The organism is Labrys sp. (in: a-proteobacteria), assembly GCF_047605565.1.
GTDB lineage: Bacteria > Pseudomonadota > Alphaproteobacteria > Rhizobiales > Labraceae > Labrys > Labrys neptuniae.
On record NZ_JASGFM010000002.1, the window covers coordinates 299,976 to 317,199 of the forward strand.

A 17,224-nucleotide genomic window follows, 5' to 3' on the forward strand; every position below is an offset into this window, starting at 1 on the left:
ATTTTTGGCGGGGTTATTTTATGTGCCTGCTGCAAAGGTTTGAGTTATCGACTTTTTTGAGAAAGAGCCCTTTCAGGCTGGTGCTGACCTGTAAGCGGGAGCCAGCAGAGTGGCGATGCGCTTGATGTTCTGGGCGACAGCGGCCAGGAGGCATTGGCAGGCCACGCGTGTGAGACTTCGGAAGCGGGCATAGCGGTGGCCGTGCAACTGTTTGGCATCGGCGAAGGAACGCTCCACCGTCTCCTTTCGTCGTTTGTAGATCAGCTTGCCATAGGGCGTGAGGCGGTTTGCATCGGTGCGCTCGCGCGCTTCGTGCCAGACGTGCCGGGTGATGACGCGTCGGTTGTCGGCGTAGCGGGTGCATGAAGCCAGCAACGGGCAGGTGCGGCAGATGGCCGGATCGGAAGCGTACTGGCGATAGCCGTCGCGGTCTGTGGTGGCATAGGCCAGCAACTGCCCCTGCGGGCAACGATAGCCGTCCCGTTCCTCCTCATAGATGAACTGGCTCTTGCGCATCATGCCAGGCTTGGGCGGGTTGGGGGTACGATAGCCGGTCACACCCAGGATGGCTCGATCCTCCAATCCCTTGGCGATGCCAGCACTGGCATAGCCCGCATCCAGCCCTACCGCCTTCACCGGCAAGGCAAAGCGCTCGCGCTGGCGGTCGAGCCGGCCCAGATAGACGATGCTGTCATGCACATTGCCGGGTGAGGCAAAGGTATCGGTGATGATGCCGACCTTGCCGTCCACCGTGCGGTGATCGAGATAGAAGAAGCCTTTGGGCTTGCCATCGCGCACCATGTAGCCGCTGTCCGGATCCACCCGCGAGACCTTGGTCTGCTTCACCTCGGGCTCACGTTCGCGCACCGGCAGGGGGGCCTGGCCATGCGCCGCCCGCTCCGCCTCGACAGCCGCGTCCAGGGCTTGCCAGTAATCGGCTCGTGACTTGGCAACCTGGGCTAGGTCGAACTTCTTGGCGTTGGCATTCGCCTTCAGATGGGTGGAGTCCGTGTACAGCACCTTGCCATCCACAAGCCCATGTCCGATCGCCTGCTCCACGATGGCATCGAAGATGGCCTGAGCCACATCCGTGTCGTTGTAGCGCCGGCGCCGGTTCTGCGACAACGTCGAGGCGTCGAACACCGGCGCCATCAGCTTGAGCCCCAGAAACCAGCGATAGGCCACGTTCACTTCGATCTCGCGCACCAACTGGCGCTCCGAGCGGATGCCGAACAGGTAGCCGATGAACAACGCCTTGAACATCAAGGTCGGGTCCAGCGGAGGACGGCCATTGTCCGCACAGTAAAGCCCCGACACGCGATCATGGATGAAGGAAAAGTCGATCACCGCGTCGATCTTGCGCAGCAGATGATCCTTGGGAACAAGCGCATCGAGCGTAACCATCTCGATCGCCGTCTGCTCGGGGCCGGGTTTCTTCAACATGACCCACTGAATCAAAAACTGCTGACTAACGCTACTGGTTTGTCAGCAGTCTGCGCGGACTTCCAGTCCGCTCTTTCTCTCATCCAGGCGCAACAGTTCCAGGAGTGGACATCGCGACATGCTCCTGCATGTCGCTGTGATGTCCGCGCTCCATTCTACCGCCTGCTGGCGTGCGCCGTGCCAAATATCCAGGCCAGGGCAATGCCGGCGATGAAACCGATGCCGTGCGCGGTGAAACTGATCTGAGGCAGTGAAAGGTCGATCGCCGCCTGGATCAGCAGCACGATGACGATCAGGCTGAGATTGTGCCGGTCGGCGATATGGCGGGTCGCCAGGAAATCGGACAGGCGTCGCAGGGCAATGGCTCCGATCAGGGCGAAGATGGCGCCGGAAGCCCCGACCAGGACATCCGGCTGGGTGAAGCCCGCCTCGGTGAGGGCGAGCACCCCGGCCATGGAGACCAGGCCGCCGATCAGATAGATCAGGCCCATGCGCAGGCTTCCGACCGTGGCTTCGACCATGCGCCCGAGCAGGAAGAGCCCGATCATGTTGCTGATCAGGTGTTCGGGGCCGGCATGCAGGAACATGGCGCTGAGCAGGCGCCACCATTCATGATCCCGGACCACCGCGTCGGGCCATAACCCTCCGAGCCGGAACAGGTTTTCGGCATCGGTGGTGTCGCCATTCCACAGCTCGATGCCGAAGGCGGCGCAATTGGCCAGGATCAGCAGATAGGTCACGGGGGCGGCGCGCCAGCCCGTGCGGCGCAGGGGGGCGTTGCGCCGGATATGCGCCTCCAAATCGTCGAGGAAGGCGGTTGCCTGTGGCGAGAGCTGGCCTTCGGCTAGGCTCGCCGGCTTGTCCAGGCGAGCGACGATCGCCTCATGCTGGGCGGGCGTCAGGGAAGCGGCAGCAAAGCCGCGCAGTAGGGGCTCGGCGAGTTCGCCCCGTGCCGCCGCCTGGAGGGCGGTCGCCTGCCAGAATGCCTTCACGGAGACCGGCATGGCGTGAAACGAGGCGAGCATCGAATCCGTGGCCTGGACGCGCCCGCAGAAGGCGAGGAGCATCAGGGTCGACAATTGCCCGGCGCCCAGCAGGCCGCGATAACGCATGGCTGTCGCCACCATGGCTTCCAGCTGGCCGGTCTCCCCGAGGGCCCGGATCGGGAAGGCGACCGCATCTGCGCCTGCCGGCATGGGGTTGCGGGCAAGATAGTCGACGATGCCCTGCCAGTTCTGGCGTTGCCGCAGCAATTGCAGGTCGAGGATCACTTCCTGATCCGGCTTGCCGGTCTGGCGCAGCGCTTCGAGGGCATCGATACGTTCTTCGCGCGTCGATTCGGAAAGAGCCTTGAACAGACTGGCCGTGAAGCGGACTTGGCTGGTGGGCTGGACGAAGCTGGCCAGGCGGGCGAGCAGGGCGGCACGTTCGTTGCGGCCGGCCAGCAATTCGCGATTGGCCCGGTTCAGCAGCGGCCCCGGCGCAATGATCGCCAGCAAGGCGAGAGCCGCCAGGAAACCGTAATAATCGGGCAGAAACCTGTATCCCGCGACAGCGATGGCGATCACGACCGCGTGCCCCGCCAGGTAGATCGCGATGCCCGGAAAGCGGTAGGCTCGGGTGACGAACACCTGGGCGATGGCCACGGCTGACAGGGAACCGGCGGAGAGCGCGAGGAAGGTCTGCAAATCCATGCGCCGCTTTTGCCGGAAGCGGCGCTGAGCCGCAACCTGTCACTCTCCCCCGCCTTATGCACGGTTGGGTCATGCGGCTTGCATGGCTTTTTCTTTCAATGCAGCGAGGTTCGGGGCTATAGAGGGGAAAATCGAGAGCGTTTTGCGATTTGGCGGAATCGCCAAGAATCGCAAAGACGCGTCGAACCAAAGAGTTAGAGCAAACAAGCGTTTCCCTCTAAACGCCCTTTGCTCTAGAGATCCGACAGGTTGATAATGGCCGACAAGCCGTCCGATATCGCAACGCTCAGCTTCGAAAAGGCGCTTGCCGAGCTCGAGCAAATCGTGCGCAGCCTCGAAGGCGGCAATGTGCCGCTGGAGGAATCGATCACGCTGTTCGGGCGTGGCGAGCAGCTCAAGGCTCATTGCGACAAGCTTTTGAAGGTTGCAGAGGCCAAGGTCGACAAGATCCGGCTCGATGCCGAGGGCAAGCCCGCCGGGCTCGAGCCTCTACCTGAAGCCTGACAGGCGACGGCCTGCAAGGCGCCCAGCACTCCACCAGAACGGCCGTCATCGCAAAGGCGCGTCGGAACAAAGAGTTAGAGCAAAATGATGTTTCCACTTATGCGTGCTTTGCTCTAGTCTCCCCGGGTGAACAATTTGGCAAACACTTCCGCAACCCCGCTGCTCGACACCATCCATCTGCCGGCCGATCTGCGCCGCCTGCCCGAGGACAAGCTCCAGCAGGTGGCGGACGAGCTGCGCCGGGAGACCATTGACGCCGTTTCGGTGACGGGCGGGCATCTCGGTGCCGGGCTCGGCGTGGTCGAGCTGACGGTCGCCATCCATGCCGTGTTCGATACGCCGCGCGATCGCCTGATCTGGGATGTCGGCCACCAGGCCTATCCGCACAAGATCCTCACCGGGCGGCGCGATCGCATCCGTACCCTGCGCCAGGCGGACGGCCTCAGCGGCTTCACCAAGCGTAGCGAGAGCGAATACGATCCCTTCGGCGCCGCGCATTCCTCGACCTCGATCTCGGCGGGCCTGGGTATGGCTGCGGCGCGCGATCTCGATGGCCGCAACAACAACGTGATCTGCGTGATCGGCGACGGCTCGATGTCGGCCGGCATGGCCTATGAGGCGATGAACAATGCCGGGGCGCTGGGCTCGCGCCTCGTCGTCATCCTCAACGACAACGACATGTCGATCGCCCCGCCCGTGGGGGCGATGTCGGCCTATCTGGCCCGGCTGGTTTCCGGCGGCACCTACAAGAATTTGCGCGATTTCGGCAAGATGCTGGCCAGGAAGCTGCCGAAATTCTTCTACGACAAGGCCAAGCGCACCGAGGAATATGCCCGCGGCTTCTGGACCGGCGGCACGCTGTTCGAGGAACTCGGCTTCTACTATATCGGGCCGATCGACGGGCATAATCTTGACCACCTCCTGCCGGTGCTCAAGAATGTGCGCGACCAGGCCGATGGGCCCGTGCTGATCCATGTCGTCACCCAGAAAGGCAAGGGCTATGGCCCGGCCGAGAATGCGCCCGACAAATATCATGGCGTGGTGAAGTTCGACGTCATCACCGGGGCGCAGGTGAAGGCCAAGGCCAATGCGCCCTCCTATACTCGCGTCTTTGCCGAAAGCCTGATCAAGGAAGCCCACAAGGACGACAAGGTCGTGGCGATCACCGCCGCCATGCCGTCCGGCACCGGGCTCGACTTGTTCGAGCAGGCCTTCCCGCAACGGCTTTACGATGTCGGCATCGCCGAGCAGCACGCCGTCACCTTCGCGGCGGGCCTTGCCAGCGAGGGCTACAAGCCGTTCTGTGCGATCTATTCCACCTTCCTGCAGCGCGGCTACGACCAGGTCGTCCACGACGTTGCCATCCAGAACCTGCCCGTGCGCTTCCCGATCGATCGTGCCGGTCTCGTTGGGGCCGACGGCGCCACCCACGCCGGTTCCTTCGATGTCGCCTTTCTTGGCTGCCTGCCCAACATGGTGGTGATGGCGGCCGCCGACGAAGCCGAGTTGGTGCATATGGTCGCAACCGCGGCCGCCTATGACGGCGGCCCTATCGCCTTCCGCTACCCGCGCGGCGAGGGGGTTGGCGTCGAGATGCCTGAAGTCGGCATGCCCCTGCCGATCGGCAAGGGGCGCGTCCTGCGCGAGGGCAGCAATATTGCCCTGCTTTCCTTCGGCACGCGCCTGGCCGAGTGCCTCAAGGCTGCAGAAGATCTGGCGGCGCTCGGCCTGTCGGCGACCGTTGCGGATGCCCGGTTTGCCAAGCCGCTCGACGAGGAGTTGGTCCTCAGGCTCGCTCGCGAGCACGAGGTGCTGCTGACCATCGAGGAAGGCTCCGTGGGGGGCTTCGGCAGCTTCGTGGCCCAGTGCCTGGCCGAGGCAGGCGTTTTCGACAGCGGCCTGAAATTCCGCTCCCTGGTGCTGCCCGACATCTTCCTCGACCAGAACAAGCCGGAGGCGATGTATGCGCAGGCCGGGCTCGATGCCGCCGGCATCGTCACCAAGGTCCTGTCGGTGCTCGGGCGCGATGTCGTAACCGGCGCCAAGCGCGCCTGATGCGCAAGCGCGCGGACGTGCTGTTGGTCGAGCGCGGTCATTTCGACAGCCGCGCTAAGGCACAGGCCGCGATCTCCGCCGGCCTCGTGACGGCCGATGGCAAGCCGGTGCGCAAGGCGTCGGAGAGCCTGGCAGCAGAGGCTGTGATCGAAGCGCAGGCGGCCTTTCCCTTCGTGTCGCGCGGCGGGCTCAAGCTCGAACATGCCCTCGATATGTTTTCGGTGCCCGTAGAGGGGCGCGTCGCGCTCGACATCGGCGCCTCCACCGGCGGCTTCAGTGACGTGCTGCTGCGGCGGGGGGCGGCACGGGTTTATGCCGTCGATGTCGGTCATGATCAGCTTCACGCCAGCCTGCGCGGGAATGACAGGTTGATCTCGCTGGAAGGGCAGGATGCACGCAAGCTCGATCGCGGCCTGGTGCCCGACCCCGTCGACCTCGTCGTCGCCGACGTCAGCTTCATCTCACTGGCGCTGGTTCTGCCGGCGGCGCTCGCATTGGCCGCGCCGGGTGCGGATCTCGCCGTTCTGGTCAAGCCGCAGTTCGAAGCGGGTCGCGAGCGGGTGGGCAAGGGCGGCGTGGTGAAGGACGAGGCCGTGCACGCCGAGGTCTGCGATCGTATCGCCGGCACCGTCTCGTCACTTGGCTGGAAGGTGCGCGGGGTCGTGCCGTCTCCCATCGAAGGCGGGGATGGCAACAAGGAGTTTCTGCTGTCTGCCCATAGGGTTAGTGTAGCCGGGCTCATAGATTGAATCAGAGGACTTGCGCGCCTGGATTGAGATTTTGATTCATCTCTTTCAGGCATCGCTTGATGAAGTTGAGATCGTGAATCAGCACGTTGAGACATCGCTGGAACTCAAGATCGAAAGGCTGGGGCATCGCGGTGACGGCATCGCGCCGGGCCCGGTCTTCGTGCCCTATGCCTTGCCGGGCGAGACGGTCCTGGCCGAGGTGGCCGGAGAGCGGGGGCGGCTGGTCGCCCTGCAGGAACCGAGCCCGGATCGCATCGAACCCTTCTGCCCCCATTTCACGCATTGCGGCGGCTGTGCCGTCCAGCATTTGTCGGTGCCGGCGTACCAGGCCTGGAAGCGGGACCTGGTGGTCGATGCACTGAAGCAGGCCGGCATCGAAGCGCCGGTCGAGCCGCTTGTCGATGCCCATGGCCGCGGCCGGCGCCGGGCAACCCTGCATGCCCGCAAGGGCAAGGTCGGCTTTGCCGAGGCCCGCTCGCATGCCATCGTCGAACTCGACGCCTGCCCGATCCTGGTGCCGGAATTGAACCGCGGCCTGGAGGCGGCGCGGGCGCTCGAAAAGCAATTGCGCGGTCTCGGCAAGCCGCTTGACCTGGTGCTGACAGCCACGATCACCGGCCTCGACTGCGACATTCGCGGCGCCGGTCGCGTCGACGACAAGATGCGGTTGAGGCTCAGCGACCTTGCCCGGCAGTTCGACCTGGCCCGGCTTTCCAACCATGGCGACGTGGTGATCGAACGCCGGGCGCCGGTAGTGCGGTTCGGGACGGTGGAGGTTTCGCCGCCGCCGGGCGCCTTCCTGCAGGCGACGGCCGAGGCAGATGCCGCCCTTACGGCCCTGGTGCGCGGGGGCCTTGCCGGTGCCAAGCGCATTGCCGATCTCTTCTCCGGCTGCGGCACCTTCGCCTTGGCGCTGGCGGACGCCATGCATGTGCAGGCTTTCGATTCGGACAAGCCGGCAATATCGGCGCTCGACCGGGCCGCTCGGCGAGCCCAGGGACTGAAGCCTGTCGGCGCCACCGTGCGCGATCTCTTTCACCGTCCCTTGCTGGCCGAGGAACTCAAGCCCTTCGATGCCGTGGTGTTCGATCCACCGCGCGCCGGCGCGGAGGCGCAGGCCAAACGCCTTGCCGCTGCCAAGCTACGCCGTATCGTCGGTGTCTCCTGCAACCCGACGACCTTTGCCCGCGATGCTGCACTGTTGATTGCCGGGGGCTACCGGCTCGTCAGGGTGACGCCGGTCGATCAGTTCCGCCACTCCGGCCATGTCGAACTGGTCGGCGTGTTCGAGCGAAGATAGCGTTTTGCAATTGGATGGAATCGTCAGGAGCCGCAAAATGCTCCTGGCACCCGCGAGTTGATCTAGAGAATGATCTCAACCAGACCGCATTCTGCTCCAGGAAATGTCATGACTTCAGAGCCGCCTCTTCCCACTGCCCTCATCGTCATGGGTGTTTCCGGTGCTGGAAAGAGCAGCATCGGCGAGCGGCTCGGGCTCCGGCTTGGCTGGACGTTCCGCGATGGTGATTCCTTCCACCCGCCGGCCAATGTCGCCAAGATGCATGCCGGCATCCCGTTGACGGACGAGGATCGCTGGCCCTGGCTTGCGGCCATCGCCGCCTGGATCGCCGAACTGAGAGGGGCGGGGCAACACGGCGTCGTCGCCTGCTCGGCACTCAAGCGCGGCTATCGCGATGCCCTGCGGAATGGGCATGTGGATGTCCGCTTCGTCTTTCTCGAAGGTAGCGCCGAAGTGATCGCGGCCCGATTGGCCAAGCGCAAGGACCATTTCATGCCGCCGAGTCTGCTCGCCAGCCAGTTCGCCACGCTGGAACCCCCGGGAGCCGACGAGGCGCCGATCCGTGTTTCGATCGAGGCGGAACCCGACGCGATCGTCGCCAATGCGCTCCGCCAGCTTGCCCGTTAAAGCGTTTTGCGATTTCTTGGAAGCACCAAGAATCGCAAAGACGCGTTGAAACAAAGAGTTAGAGCAAAGCAGCGGTTATGCATAAACGCGCTTTGCTCTAGGATAAGGCAGGTTCAAGTATGACCGCGCCTTGCTCCGACTCCTTCATTTTGGCGCGTCTTTGCGATTCCGGTTGCGTTCGGCAATCGCAAAACGCCGTAGCCAGGATACCCATTCCATGTCCGCCCTGCTTTCTCCTGAACTTCTTGCCCGCTTCGCTGCTCTGGTCGGCGAGCGCTACGCCATTGCCGATGCGGATGCCCAGCAGCCTTTCCTGAAGGAATGGCGCGACCGCTATCACGGCAAGACGCCGTTGGTGCTGCTGCCAGGGACGGTGGACGAGGTTGCGGCGATCCTCAAGCTGGCCGACGAGACTGATACCCCGATCGTGCCGCAGGGCGGCAATACCGGCCTGGTCGGCGGCCAGGTTCCGCATGCGGAAGGCAATGAGCTGCTGATCTCGCTCAAGCGGCTGGACAAGGTTCGTGCCGTCGACCCCGACAGCAATACCATCGATGTCGAGGCCGGCGTGACGCTGCAGCGCGTGCAGGAGGCGGCGGAGGCGGCCGGGCGTTTCTTCCCGCTCACTTTGCCCTCGGAGGGGAGCTGCACCATCGGCGGCAATATCGGCACCAATGCCGGCGGCACCGGCGTGATCGCCTATGGCAATACGCGCGATCTGGTGATGGGCCTGGAGGTCGTGCTGCCGGGCGGGCGGATCTGGCACGGCATGCGCCATCTGCGCAAGGACAACACTGGCTACGATCTGAAGAACCTCTTCATCGGCGCCGAAGGCACGCTCGGCATCGTCACCGCGGCGGTGCTGAAACTGTTTCCCAGGCCTCGCTCCGTCGGCACGGCCTTCATCGGCGTCGACAATCCGGCGGCGGCGCTGGCGCTCTTGAACGTTGCCCGGGAAAACGGCGGCGGCACCGTGACGGCTTTCGAATTGATGCCGCGCATCGGCATCGATTTCGTCATCCGCCATGTTGCCGATGCGCGCGACCCCATCGAGGGCAGCTATCCCTGGTATGTGCTGCTGGAGGTGTCAACCTCCGCGGAAGGCGGCGTGAACGAGGCGCTGGAGGCGATGCTGATGACGGCTTATGAGCGCGGTTATGCCCGCGACGCCGTGATCGCGGCCTCGCTCGACCAAGCCGCCGATTTCTGGCGCCTGCGCGAATTGCTGTCGGAAAGCCAGCGCTTCGAGGGCGGCTCGATCAAGCACGACGTCTCGGTGCCGATCCGCCTGGTTCCGGCCTTCCTCGACAAGGCCATCGCGGCCGTGGAGGCCTTCATTCCGGGTGCTCGTCCCTTGCCCTTCGGCCATCTCGGCGACGGCAATATCCACTTCAACATTTCCCAGCCGGTGGGCGGCGACAAGCAGGCTTTCCTGGATAAGTGGGAAAAGACCAACGAGATCGTCCACGCCATCGTCGCCGAGTTTCATGGTTCCATCTCGGCCGAGCACGGCATCGGCCAAGCCAAGCGCAAGCTGCTGCCCGGGGTCAAGGACCCGGTAGAGCTCGAGATGATGCGCGCCATCAAGGCGACGCTCGATCCCAAGGGCATCATGAATCCCGGCAAGGTGCTCTGACATGCGGGCGATGGTCGTCATCGGCCATCCCGCGCCGGCGAGCTTCAACCATGCCTTGGCCGAGGCGGTGCGACGGACCTGGCTGGAGGCTGGCTGCGACGTTGCCTATCACGACCTGACCGCCGAGGGCTTCGATCCGCTGCTGACCGCCGACGAGGCTCGCGGCCGCCCGAGCGAGGATGCCCTGGTGCGGGCCCATATCGCCGAGCTGCAGTCCTGCGATCTCATGGCGGTCATCCATCCCAATTGCTGGGGCGCGCCGCCCGCGATCATGAAGGGCTGGATCGATCGGGTCTTCGCGCCGGGCGCCGCCTACGGTTTTGCCAAGGGGGACGATCGGGGCGACGTGCCGCAGGGGCTCCTGCGGGCGCGCGCCGCGCTGGTGCTCAACACCGGCAATACGCCTCTGGAGCGCGAGCAGGCCGATTTCGGCGATCCGCTCGATCGCATGTGGCGGGAGGGCATTTTGCGCTATTGTGGCGTCCACCATGTACGGCGTGCGCTCTATGGCGTGGTCACCACCAGCACCGCGGCCGAGCGGGCCGGCTGGCTCACGGATGCGAAGGCCTTGGCGCTGCAGGTGCGGGATCTCGCCGCGGAGACGTGATCAGGGAGAGGACGATGCTGCAAGCTTGCCTGAACGGCAGCAGGAGCCGCGATTTCCACCCGGCACTGCCCTGCACGCCGGCCGAATTGGCGCGCGATGCCAAGGCGGCCGTCGCTGCCGGTGCCGAGGAACTGCATGTCCATCCCCGCGGGCGGAATGGCGAGCAGAGCCTGGAGCCGGCCGATATCGCCGCGGCCTTGCAGGCTATCCGCATGAGCGTGCCGGACGTGCCTGTCGGCATCTCGACCCTATGGACCATCCCGCCGATCGGTCGGGCGCGCCAGGCGCCAATCCGCGAATGGCAGGTTCTGCCGGATTATGTTTCGGTCAATCTCGGCGAGGAGGACGCGCCGGAGATCATGGCGCTGATGATCCAGCGCCGCATCGGCATCGAAGCGGGCCTGGCCACGGTCGCCGACGCCTTGCGCCTGGTGGCGCTGCCTTCCGCGGAGCGCTGCCTGCGCGTGCTCGTGGAGATCGAGGAACAGGAAGCGGCGGCAGGATTGCATGTCGCCCACGAGATCCTCGCTGTCCTCAGCCACGCCAATCTCGGCCTGCCGGTCCAGCTGCACGGCAGCGACCTGACCCAATGGCCGATGCATGACGAAGCCGTCCGCCGGGGTCTCGACCGCCGCATCGGCCTCGAGGATGGCGCTGATCTGCCCGATGGGAACAGGGCCGCCGACAATGCCGAACTGCTGCGCACCGCGGTGGTGCTCGCGGCGCGGGCGGGTGGCTGACCGCCGGGCGGTTCGTTCCAGCGCCGATCGGCCGTTGTGCATGTCGCAAAAAGGTCGGAAGCGAACGTCATAGAAACGCTTGATTGATTGGGCTGCTTCGGCGGCCGAAAGGGATACGGATAGAATGTTTTGGAAGAGTCTTGGATGCCTGGCGCTGGTTTTGGCGCTTCACGGCCCTGCGCGCGCGTCAGATGCGACGCCCATTCTCGTCGTCGATGTCGCGAATGATCAGGTGCTCCATGCCGAGGAGGCAGGGCGTCCCTGGTTTCCAGCCTCGACAACCAAGTTGATGACGGCCTTCGTCACCTTCGAGGCCATTCGCGCCGGGCGTGTGTCGCTGGAGACGCCGGTGGTGCTTTCCAAACATGCTGCGAGCCAGAAGTTCCTCGACTCGGGGCTGCATGTCGGCAGCACCATGACCATGGAGGACGCTCTTTTCGCCATGATTTCGGGCTCCACCAACGATGTCGCCATGGCCATCGCCGAAACGGTTGCCGGCTCGGAGGAGGCCTTCGTCAAGTCGATGAATGACGCCGCCAGGCGATTGGGAATGACAGGAAGCCGATTTGTGAACCCGAACGGATTGTTCGACCGCCGGCAGAAGTCGACGGCGCGCGACATGGCGCTGCTGGGCATCGCCATTGACAGGCAGTTCCCGCAATATCGTCGCTTCTTCGAGACATCGGCTGTCGTCATCGACGGAAAGACCGTGGAATCGCACAACGAGTTGCTGACCCGTTTTGACGGCGCCAGAGGCCTGAAGACGGGCTATCTCTGCGCGTCGGGCAACAATGTGGTCGCTCTCGCCGAAAGAGGCGGGAGGCAGGTCATGGTGGTCGTGATGGGCGCGACGACCGAGCGCGAACGCAACGAACGGGCGGCGATGTATCTGACCCAGGCGTTTACCGGCGAGCTTTCGCCCGACAACACCACGCTCTCCGCCCTTGCCAACGACACCAAGCGCAGCCCCCCGGACATGCGGGCAAAGCAATGCGGCGAGCAAACGCGGGACTATGAGCGAATGCGCGATGCAGCTTATCCCATGGGGCTGCCTGGGCAGACCAGCTATCTCGCGCAGGCCGAGGCCGCCAAGAAGGTACGCCAGATCACGACTTGGCTGACCCCCAGCCCCGCCAAGCCCGAAAAGACCTCGACCTCCGCCAAGCCGAAGCGCGGATGATGCGGCGAGGTTCAGTCCTCGCCGCCATCGGCAGGCCGCGTCACGCAGCCGCGCTGGCGGTGCACGCCGCTGCCGCTTGCGTCGGGAGCCTCGATGCTGGCGCCGACGCTGCGTGAGCAATAGGTCGACCCTCGCTCATCGGCGCTGTAGGTCGCGCTGCCAACCCCAACGCCTGCACTGCAGCTGGCGAGGGCTGCTGCGGCTGTAAGCGCGAGGGTTGCGGATAGAGCAAAGCGTGATTTTCTCGAATCGCTCTTTTTCTCTAACTTATTGTTTTGACGCGTTTTCTTAATCGAAAAGTCTATCAACTTTTCTGGAAAACGCTTTAGGGTCTTCATCATCGTCTTTCCTTCGGGAATCGAATCTCGTCGAACAGGAAAACGTCCTCTCTCACAAGATTTCGCTAAGAATTTGAACACGCGCCATATTCGGCTTCGGCATGGCGAGGGGTCAAAGACCGTGCCTCAGATCCGGTGCATCCGGCGCCAGTTCGAGCCTATCGGCGGCCGGCGGCCGCAGCAGGGCGGCTGCTTCTCCAGGCTTGGTCAGCGGATCGAGCCAGAAGGCCATGGCGTCGGCCTCGATCAGCACCGGGCTGCGGTCGCCGAGCGCCGCCAGCGTGCCGCTGGCATCGGTGGTGAGAAGGCCGACCGTGTCGATCTCGCTGCCGTCATGGCCCGACCAGGTCTCCCAGATGGCGGCCAGGGCCATGAGGCCGCCGCCGGGCCGGCGCAGCAAATAGGGCAGTTTCGTGCGCCCCTGCTTTTGCCATTGGTAGAAACCGTCCGCCGGTATCAGGCACCGCCGCCGCGCAAAGGCGTTGCGGAAGGAAGGCTTCTCCTGCACCGTCTCCGAGCGGATGTTGATCAGCAGCGGATAGCCGGCCGTGTCCTTGATGAAGGCCGGGATGAAGCCCCATCGCATGAGAGTGAAGTGCCGGGCCGAGAAGTCGGCATGCACGACGGCAACAGGCTGGCTCGGTGCGATATTGGTACGCGGCGGGAAATCCGGCTCCTCGACATAGCCGAACCAGTCCCGCACCTCTCGTGGCGAATGGGTGAGCGCAAAACGGCCGGTCATGACCTCGAAAGGGGTTGCGGGGCAGGGCGCCGCCGCCAATAGTGGCGCCATGACGGAAGCGCCGCGATCCTATCCCGCCAGACCGATTCTTGCAGCCAGCATCGCTCTCTTCCGCGACGGCAGGGTGTTGCTGGGCGAGCGGGCGCGAGCACCGGGACAGGGTTTGTTCTCGCTGCCGGGTGGTGTGGTGGAACTGGGTGAAAACCTGGAAGCGGCGGTAAGGCGGGAAGTCCATGAGGAGACCGGGCTGGAGATCGAGATCGCCGGCTTCGTCCGCCATCACGAGGTGATCGCCCGTGATGAAGCGGGGATCGTGCAACGTCATTTCGTGGTCGCGGTCTTCGTGGGGCGTTCGGAGCAGGGGGAGCCGCGGCTCAGCGAGGAAACCTTGAGCTTTCGCTGGGCCGATGCCGTCACCCTCGACGGCCTGCCGCTGACCGACGGACTGGCTGATATCGTTGCCGCTGCCAGGAGGATGCTGTGAGCGGCCGCCAGGTCCTGCCAGCCGCCTTGCTGGCATTCGGAACGATCGTGGCAGCGGCCTACGCTCAGACGCCGCCGCCCAAGCCGGTGCAGCCACCGCCGGCGCCAACGGCTCCGCAGATCGCCCCCTATGAGCCGCAATTGCTGCGGCTCGCCGAACTGATGGGAGCCTTGCACTACCTGCGCGGCCTGTGCGGCTTTGCGGATGCGCCGGCCTGGCGGGACAAGATGAACGCGCTGGCCGAGGCACAGGGCTTCGACGAGGCCGCCAAGGCACGCTTCGCCGGTGCCTTCAATCGCGGCTATCGCAGTTTCAGCGAGAGCTATCGCAGCTGCAACGAAGCTGCCGGGACGGTGATCCGTCTCTATCTCGATGAGAGCGGCAGCATCATCAAGGCACTGGAAGCGCGTTACGGCCGTTAACGATTAATTTGGAAGTGTCTATTCCTGGGACACCAGCATGCTATGGTCCGGTTCGCCCGCAGCCATCGCTGCGGCAGGATTTTGTCATGTATGATCGCGTTACCCATCTGAAACAGCAATTCGCCGCAGACGATGCCCGGCGGGCAGCGCTCGACTATCTGCTGCAGGCCTGGGAAGAGGCCATTCTTGATGGCATCGACGGCGATTGCGTGGCCAATGCGGCTCTTTTTGCGGCCTTCAAGGAATTGGTCGCGACCTATGGCGAGGAACCCGTCGCCCGCTTTGCCGAGCGCCTGCCCGAGCGGGTGCGCAATGGCGAGTTCACGGTCAAGGGAACCCATCAATAGAATGTGACGGACGGCAGGCGTCCGGGAAGGCTCGCATTCGGACGCGGCTGTGGCTAGGCTGGCGCCGAGCGAATACCGTGATTCGCCTGATCCCGGATTGATGCCGCCCATGCGCCTGATAACCCTTGCCGCTCTCGCAGCCACCCTGCTCGGCGCCGTGCCGTCGCAGGCGGCCAACGATACGACCAAGAATGCGCCGGGCTCGTCACCGCCCGTCAGCACTCAGACCCCCACGGTGACGGTCACCACGCCCGCAAATGACGACAGCGCAGCCTCCCAGGCCACGCCCCAGGTCTTCTATGGTGACGCCGACCTGCCGGCACCGGTGAGGGAACTGCGGCAGAAACTGCTGACGGCGATCAAGACGGGCGAACTTGAATCACTGCGCCCGATCTTTGCCGCCAATGGCGGCAATCCGGATCTGCCCGGTGGCGAGAGCGACGATCCGATCGCGACGCTGAAGCTTCTGGCCGGCGATCCGAAGGGCCGGGAGATCCTCGCCATCATGGACGACGTGCTCGAGGCGGGCTATGTCCATGTCGATGTCGGCACGCCGCAGGAGGCCTATGTCTGGCCCTATTTCGCGCGCTATCCCCTCAACAAGCTGACCGGCCCGCAGATGGTCGAGCTGTTTCGCCTGATCACGGCCGGCGATTTCCAGGACATGCAGGACAAGGGCGTCTATTCCTTCTACCGCCTCGGCATCAGCCCGCAGGGCAAGTGGCAGTTCTTCGAGGACGGGGATTGATATCCCCCACAACATCATGTTGCCGCCGGTAAGAAGAACGCGGATCGCAGCTTTTGCGACTGCAATCGCGGCGATGGCTGTGTGGGCACCGACGGCCCTTGCTGGTGCCGGCAATAGCTGCCACGGCAGGATACCAGACGAAGTGACGTTTCGCGTCAAACGCGACCCGGTCGATAAAGCCTACCCTTTCAGCCCTTATGTCCATCTGCAAAATCCGGACAAGAGCATTGCCGGCATGGAGGATGCGGAGCAGATCGTTCTGCCTTGCCGGAATATCATCGTGATCGCCGACTATCCGTTGCGCTCGGCATTCAGCTTTCCCTTAAAGTCGGCCGATGATGCAGGCTTTACGCGTGCCGAACTCGCAAGGCAGATCGGCGCCATCTACCGGCATATCTATGCCGAGGAAGAAAAGACGACGCGTCAACCGATCATTCCGCCGGATCAGCGCCAGGGACTGGCCAATCGCAACGGCACAGACGGTACTTACGGCATTTGGGGACACGATCTCGGCGATCTCGATCTCAGCGCGGTGACACCGGAGCTGCGCGATGGCGTCGTCTATGTTCGGCTGGAAATCGATTCGTAATCCCGTGTCGGTGGTAGGCCGCAGCGATTTCGTCAGATCGCCTACAAGGCTCAAGCCTGCATCAAGGTGGCGACATGCACGGCGCTGGAGCGGGCGAGGGCGGTCAGATCATAGCCGCCTTCGAGCACGGAGACGATGCGCCCGCCTGCGGTCCTGGCTGCGAGATCGATCAGCACCGAGGTCGCCCAGGCATAATCCTCCTCGACGAAATTGAGCCCGCCAAGCGGATCGCGCTCATGGGCATCGAAACCGGCTGAAATCAGGATGAGATCCGGCGCGAAGTCCTGCAGGCGCGGCAGGATTACGTTCTGCATGGCCTCGCGGAATTCGCTGCCGCCCTGGCCGGGCCTGAGCGGGGCATTGACGATGGTGCCGGCCTCGCCGGTTTCGCTGGGCGCGCCCGTGCCCGGATAGAGCGGCATCTGGTGGGTGGAGGCATAAAGCACGCTGGGGTCGTTCCAGAAGATCGCCTGGGTGCCGTTGCCGTGATGCACGTCGAAATCCACGATCGCCACTCGCTCGGCGTCATGCGCCTTCTGGGCGTGGCGGGCGGCGATGGCGACATTGTTGAAGAGACAAAAGCCCATTGCCCGTTGCGGCTCGGCATGATGGCCGGGCGGGCGCGAGGCGCTGAAGGCGTTCTTGGCCTTGCCGGTCATGACATGGTCGACCGCCAGCGTCGCACCGCCGGCGCCGCGTAGCGCTGCCTCGAAGCTGCCCGACGACATCGAGGTGTCGCCGTCGAGCTGCGCCAAGCCCTCATCGTCATGCGGGCTCAGGCGCTGCAAGGTTTCGACATAGGCGCGCGGATGGCAGGCCTCGATCATGTCGATCGAGGCCTCCGGCGCCTGGACGCGCTCCAGCCCGTCAAACAGGGGAGTAGCCAGCACGGCTTCCACCGCCAGGATGCGGTCGACCCGCTCGGGATGCCCTCGCGGCGTCTCGTGGCGGGCATAGGCCGGGTGCGTGACCAACAGCGTCGTCATGCCGGATATCTCCCTGCGACCTATGGCGTCTTG

The 17,224-nt window shown here is 64.3% G+C and carries 19 protein-coding genes; 14 read left to right on the forward strand and 5 right to left on the reverse strand.

Annotated features, from left to right (window positions below):
• Positions 1–72: 72 nt before the first annotated feature.
• Both QM672_RS03465 and QM672_RS03470 read right to left on the reverse strand, forming a co-directional pair.
• Entirely contained in the window at positions 73–1,443 is a 1,371-nt protein-coding gene (locus tag QM672_RS03465; protein WP_415080641.1) for an IS1182 family transposase, read from the reverse strand.
• Positions 1,444–1,598: 155 nt separating this feature from the next.
• Positions 1,599–3,137: a rhomboid family intramembrane serine protease gene (locus tag QM672_RS03470; protein ID WP_415080643.1), complete on the reverse strand. Its 1,539-nt coding sequence runs from the start codon at positions 3,135–3,137 to the stop codon at positions 1,599–1,601.
• 255 nt (positions 3,138–3,392) lie between these two features.
• Between QM672_RS03470 and QM672_RS03475 the strand changes: the two genes are divergently transcribed.
• From QM672_RS03475 to QM672_RS03515, 9 genes are all read left to right on the forward strand, one after another.
• Positions 3,393–3,641, forward strand: coding sequence for an exodeoxyribonuclease VII small subunit (locus tag QM672_RS03475; protein WP_068284665.1), 249 nt, complete (start codon positions 3,393–3,395; stop codon positions 3,639–3,641).
• A 135-nt stretch (positions 3,642–3,776) separates the two neighbouring features.
• The gene (gene dxs, locus QM672_RS03480) at positions 3,777–5,696 is read left to right on the forward strand and encodes a 1-deoxy-D-xylulose-5-phosphate synthase (protein ID WP_415080645.1); all 1,920 of its coding nucleotides are present in this window, start codon (positions 3,777–3,779) and stop codon (positions 5,694–5,696) included.
• Complete coding sequence (locus QM672_RS03485) at positions 5,696–6,445, forward strand: TlyA family RNA methyltransferase (RefSeq protein WP_367623408.1); 750 nt, start codon at positions 5,696–5,698, stop codon at positions 6,443–6,445. Before dxs ends, QM672_RS03485 begins: the two co-directional genes overlap by 1 nt.
• A gap of 73 nt (positions 6,446–6,518) precedes the next feature.
• Complete coding sequence (locus tag QM672_RS03490) at positions 6,519–7,745, forward strand: class I SAM-dependent RNA methyltransferase (RefSeq protein ID WP_415080648.1); 1,227 nt, start codon at positions 6,519–6,521, stop codon at positions 7,743–7,745.
• 108 nt (positions 7,746–7,853) lie between these two features.
• Positions 7,854–8,372, forward strand: a complete 519-nt coding sequence (locus tag QM672_RS03495; protein ID WP_311942255.1) for a gluconokinase — start codon at positions 7,854–7,856, stop codon at positions 8,370–8,372.
• A gap of 217 nt (positions 8,373–8,589) precedes the next feature.
• Complete coding sequence (locus tag QM672_RS03500) at positions 8,590–10,008, forward strand: FAD-binding oxidoreductase (RefSeq protein ID WP_311942257.1); 1,419 nt, start codon at positions 8,590–8,592, stop codon at positions 10,006–10,008.
• Position 10,009: 1 nt separating this feature from the next.
• A complete protein-coding gene (locus QM672_RS03505; protein WP_415080650.1) occupies positions 10,010–10,615 on the forward strand; it encodes an NAD(P)H-dependent oxidoreductase in 606 nt (201 codons plus the stop codon).
• 14 nt (positions 10,616–10,629) lie between these two features.
• A complete protein-coding gene (locus QM672_RS03510) occupies positions 10,630–11,355 on the forward strand; it encodes a 3-keto-5-aminohexanoate cleavage protein (protein ID WP_415080652.1) in 726 nt (241 codons plus the stop codon).
• Positions 11,356–11,479: 124 nt separating this feature from the next.
• Entirely contained in the window at positions 11,480–12,535 is a 1,056-nt protein-coding gene (locus QM672_RS03515) for a D-alanyl-D-alanine carboxypeptidase family protein (RefSeq protein ID WP_415080654.1), read from the forward strand.
• Positions 12,536–12,546: 11 nt separating this feature from the next.
• Here QM672_RS03515 and QM672_RS03520 read toward each other — a convergent pair whose 3' ends face one another.
• Together QM672_RS03520 and QM672_RS03525 are read right to left on the reverse strand one after the other, a co-directional pair.
• Positions 12,547–12,876 carry a hypothetical protein gene (locus QM672_RS03520; RefSeq protein WP_415080656.1) on the reverse strand — a complete coding sequence of 110 codons (330 nt, stop codon included), beginning with the start codon at positions 12,874–12,876 and terminating at the stop codon, positions 12,547–12,549.
• Positions 12,877–12,985: 109 nt separating this feature from the next.
• The gene (locus QM672_RS03525) at positions 12,986–13,615 is read right to left on the reverse strand and encodes an SOS response-associated peptidase (protein ID WP_415080658.1); all 630 of its coding nucleotides are present in this window, start codon (positions 13,613–13,615) and stop codon (positions 12,986–12,988) included.
• Here QM672_RS03525 and QM672_RS03530 point away from each other — a divergent pair.
• The 5 genes from QM672_RS03530 to QM672_RS03550 all read left to right on the forward strand — a co-directional run bounded on the left by QM672_RS03530 (position 13,614) and on the right by QM672_RS03550 (position 16,205).
• The gene (locus QM672_RS03530; RefSeq protein ID WP_415080660.1) at positions 13,614–14,099 is read left to right on the forward strand and encodes an NUDIX hydrolase; all 486 of its coding nucleotides are present in this window, start codon (positions 13,614–13,616) and stop codon (positions 14,097–14,099) included. The two genes, QM672_RS03525 and QM672_RS03530, sit on opposite strands and share 2 nt — an antisense overlap.
• The gene (locus QM672_RS03535) at positions 14,096–14,521 is read left to right on the forward strand and encodes a TIGR02301 family protein (RefSeq protein WP_311942275.1); all 426 of its coding nucleotides are present in this window, start codon (positions 14,096–14,098) and stop codon (positions 14,519–14,521) included. Before QM672_RS03530 ends, QM672_RS03535 begins: the two co-directional genes overlap by 4 nt.
• A gap of 86 nt (positions 14,522–14,607) precedes the next feature.
• Positions 14,608–14,868 carry a hypothetical protein gene (locus tag QM672_RS03540; protein WP_068284643.1) on the forward strand — a complete coding sequence of 87 codons (261 nt, stop codon included), beginning with the start codon at positions 14,608–14,610 and terminating at the stop codon, positions 14,866–14,868.
• A 109-nt stretch (positions 14,869–14,977) separates the two neighbouring features.
• Positions 14,978–15,616 carry a hypothetical protein gene (locus QM672_RS03545; RefSeq protein WP_311942279.1) on the forward strand — a complete coding sequence of 213 codons (639 nt, stop codon included), beginning with the start codon at positions 14,978–14,980 and terminating at the stop codon, positions 15,614–15,616.
• A 142-nt stretch (positions 15,617–15,758) separates the two neighbouring features.
• The gene (locus tag QM672_RS03550) at positions 15,759–16,205 is read left to right on the forward strand and encodes a hypothetical protein (protein ID WP_415080663.1); all 447 of its coding nucleotides are present in this window, start codon (positions 15,759–15,761) and stop codon (positions 16,203–16,205) included.
• Positions 16,206–16,255: 50 nt separating this feature from the next.
• Here QM672_RS03550 and QM672_RS03555 read toward each other — a convergent pair whose 3' ends face one another.
• The gene (locus QM672_RS03555) at positions 16,256–17,191 is read right to left on the reverse strand and encodes a histone deacetylase family protein (RefSeq protein WP_149251667.1); all 936 of its coding nucleotides are present in this window, start codon (positions 17,189–17,191) and stop codon (positions 16,256–16,258) included.
• Between the last annotated feature and the right edge of the window lie 33 nt (positions 17,192–17,224).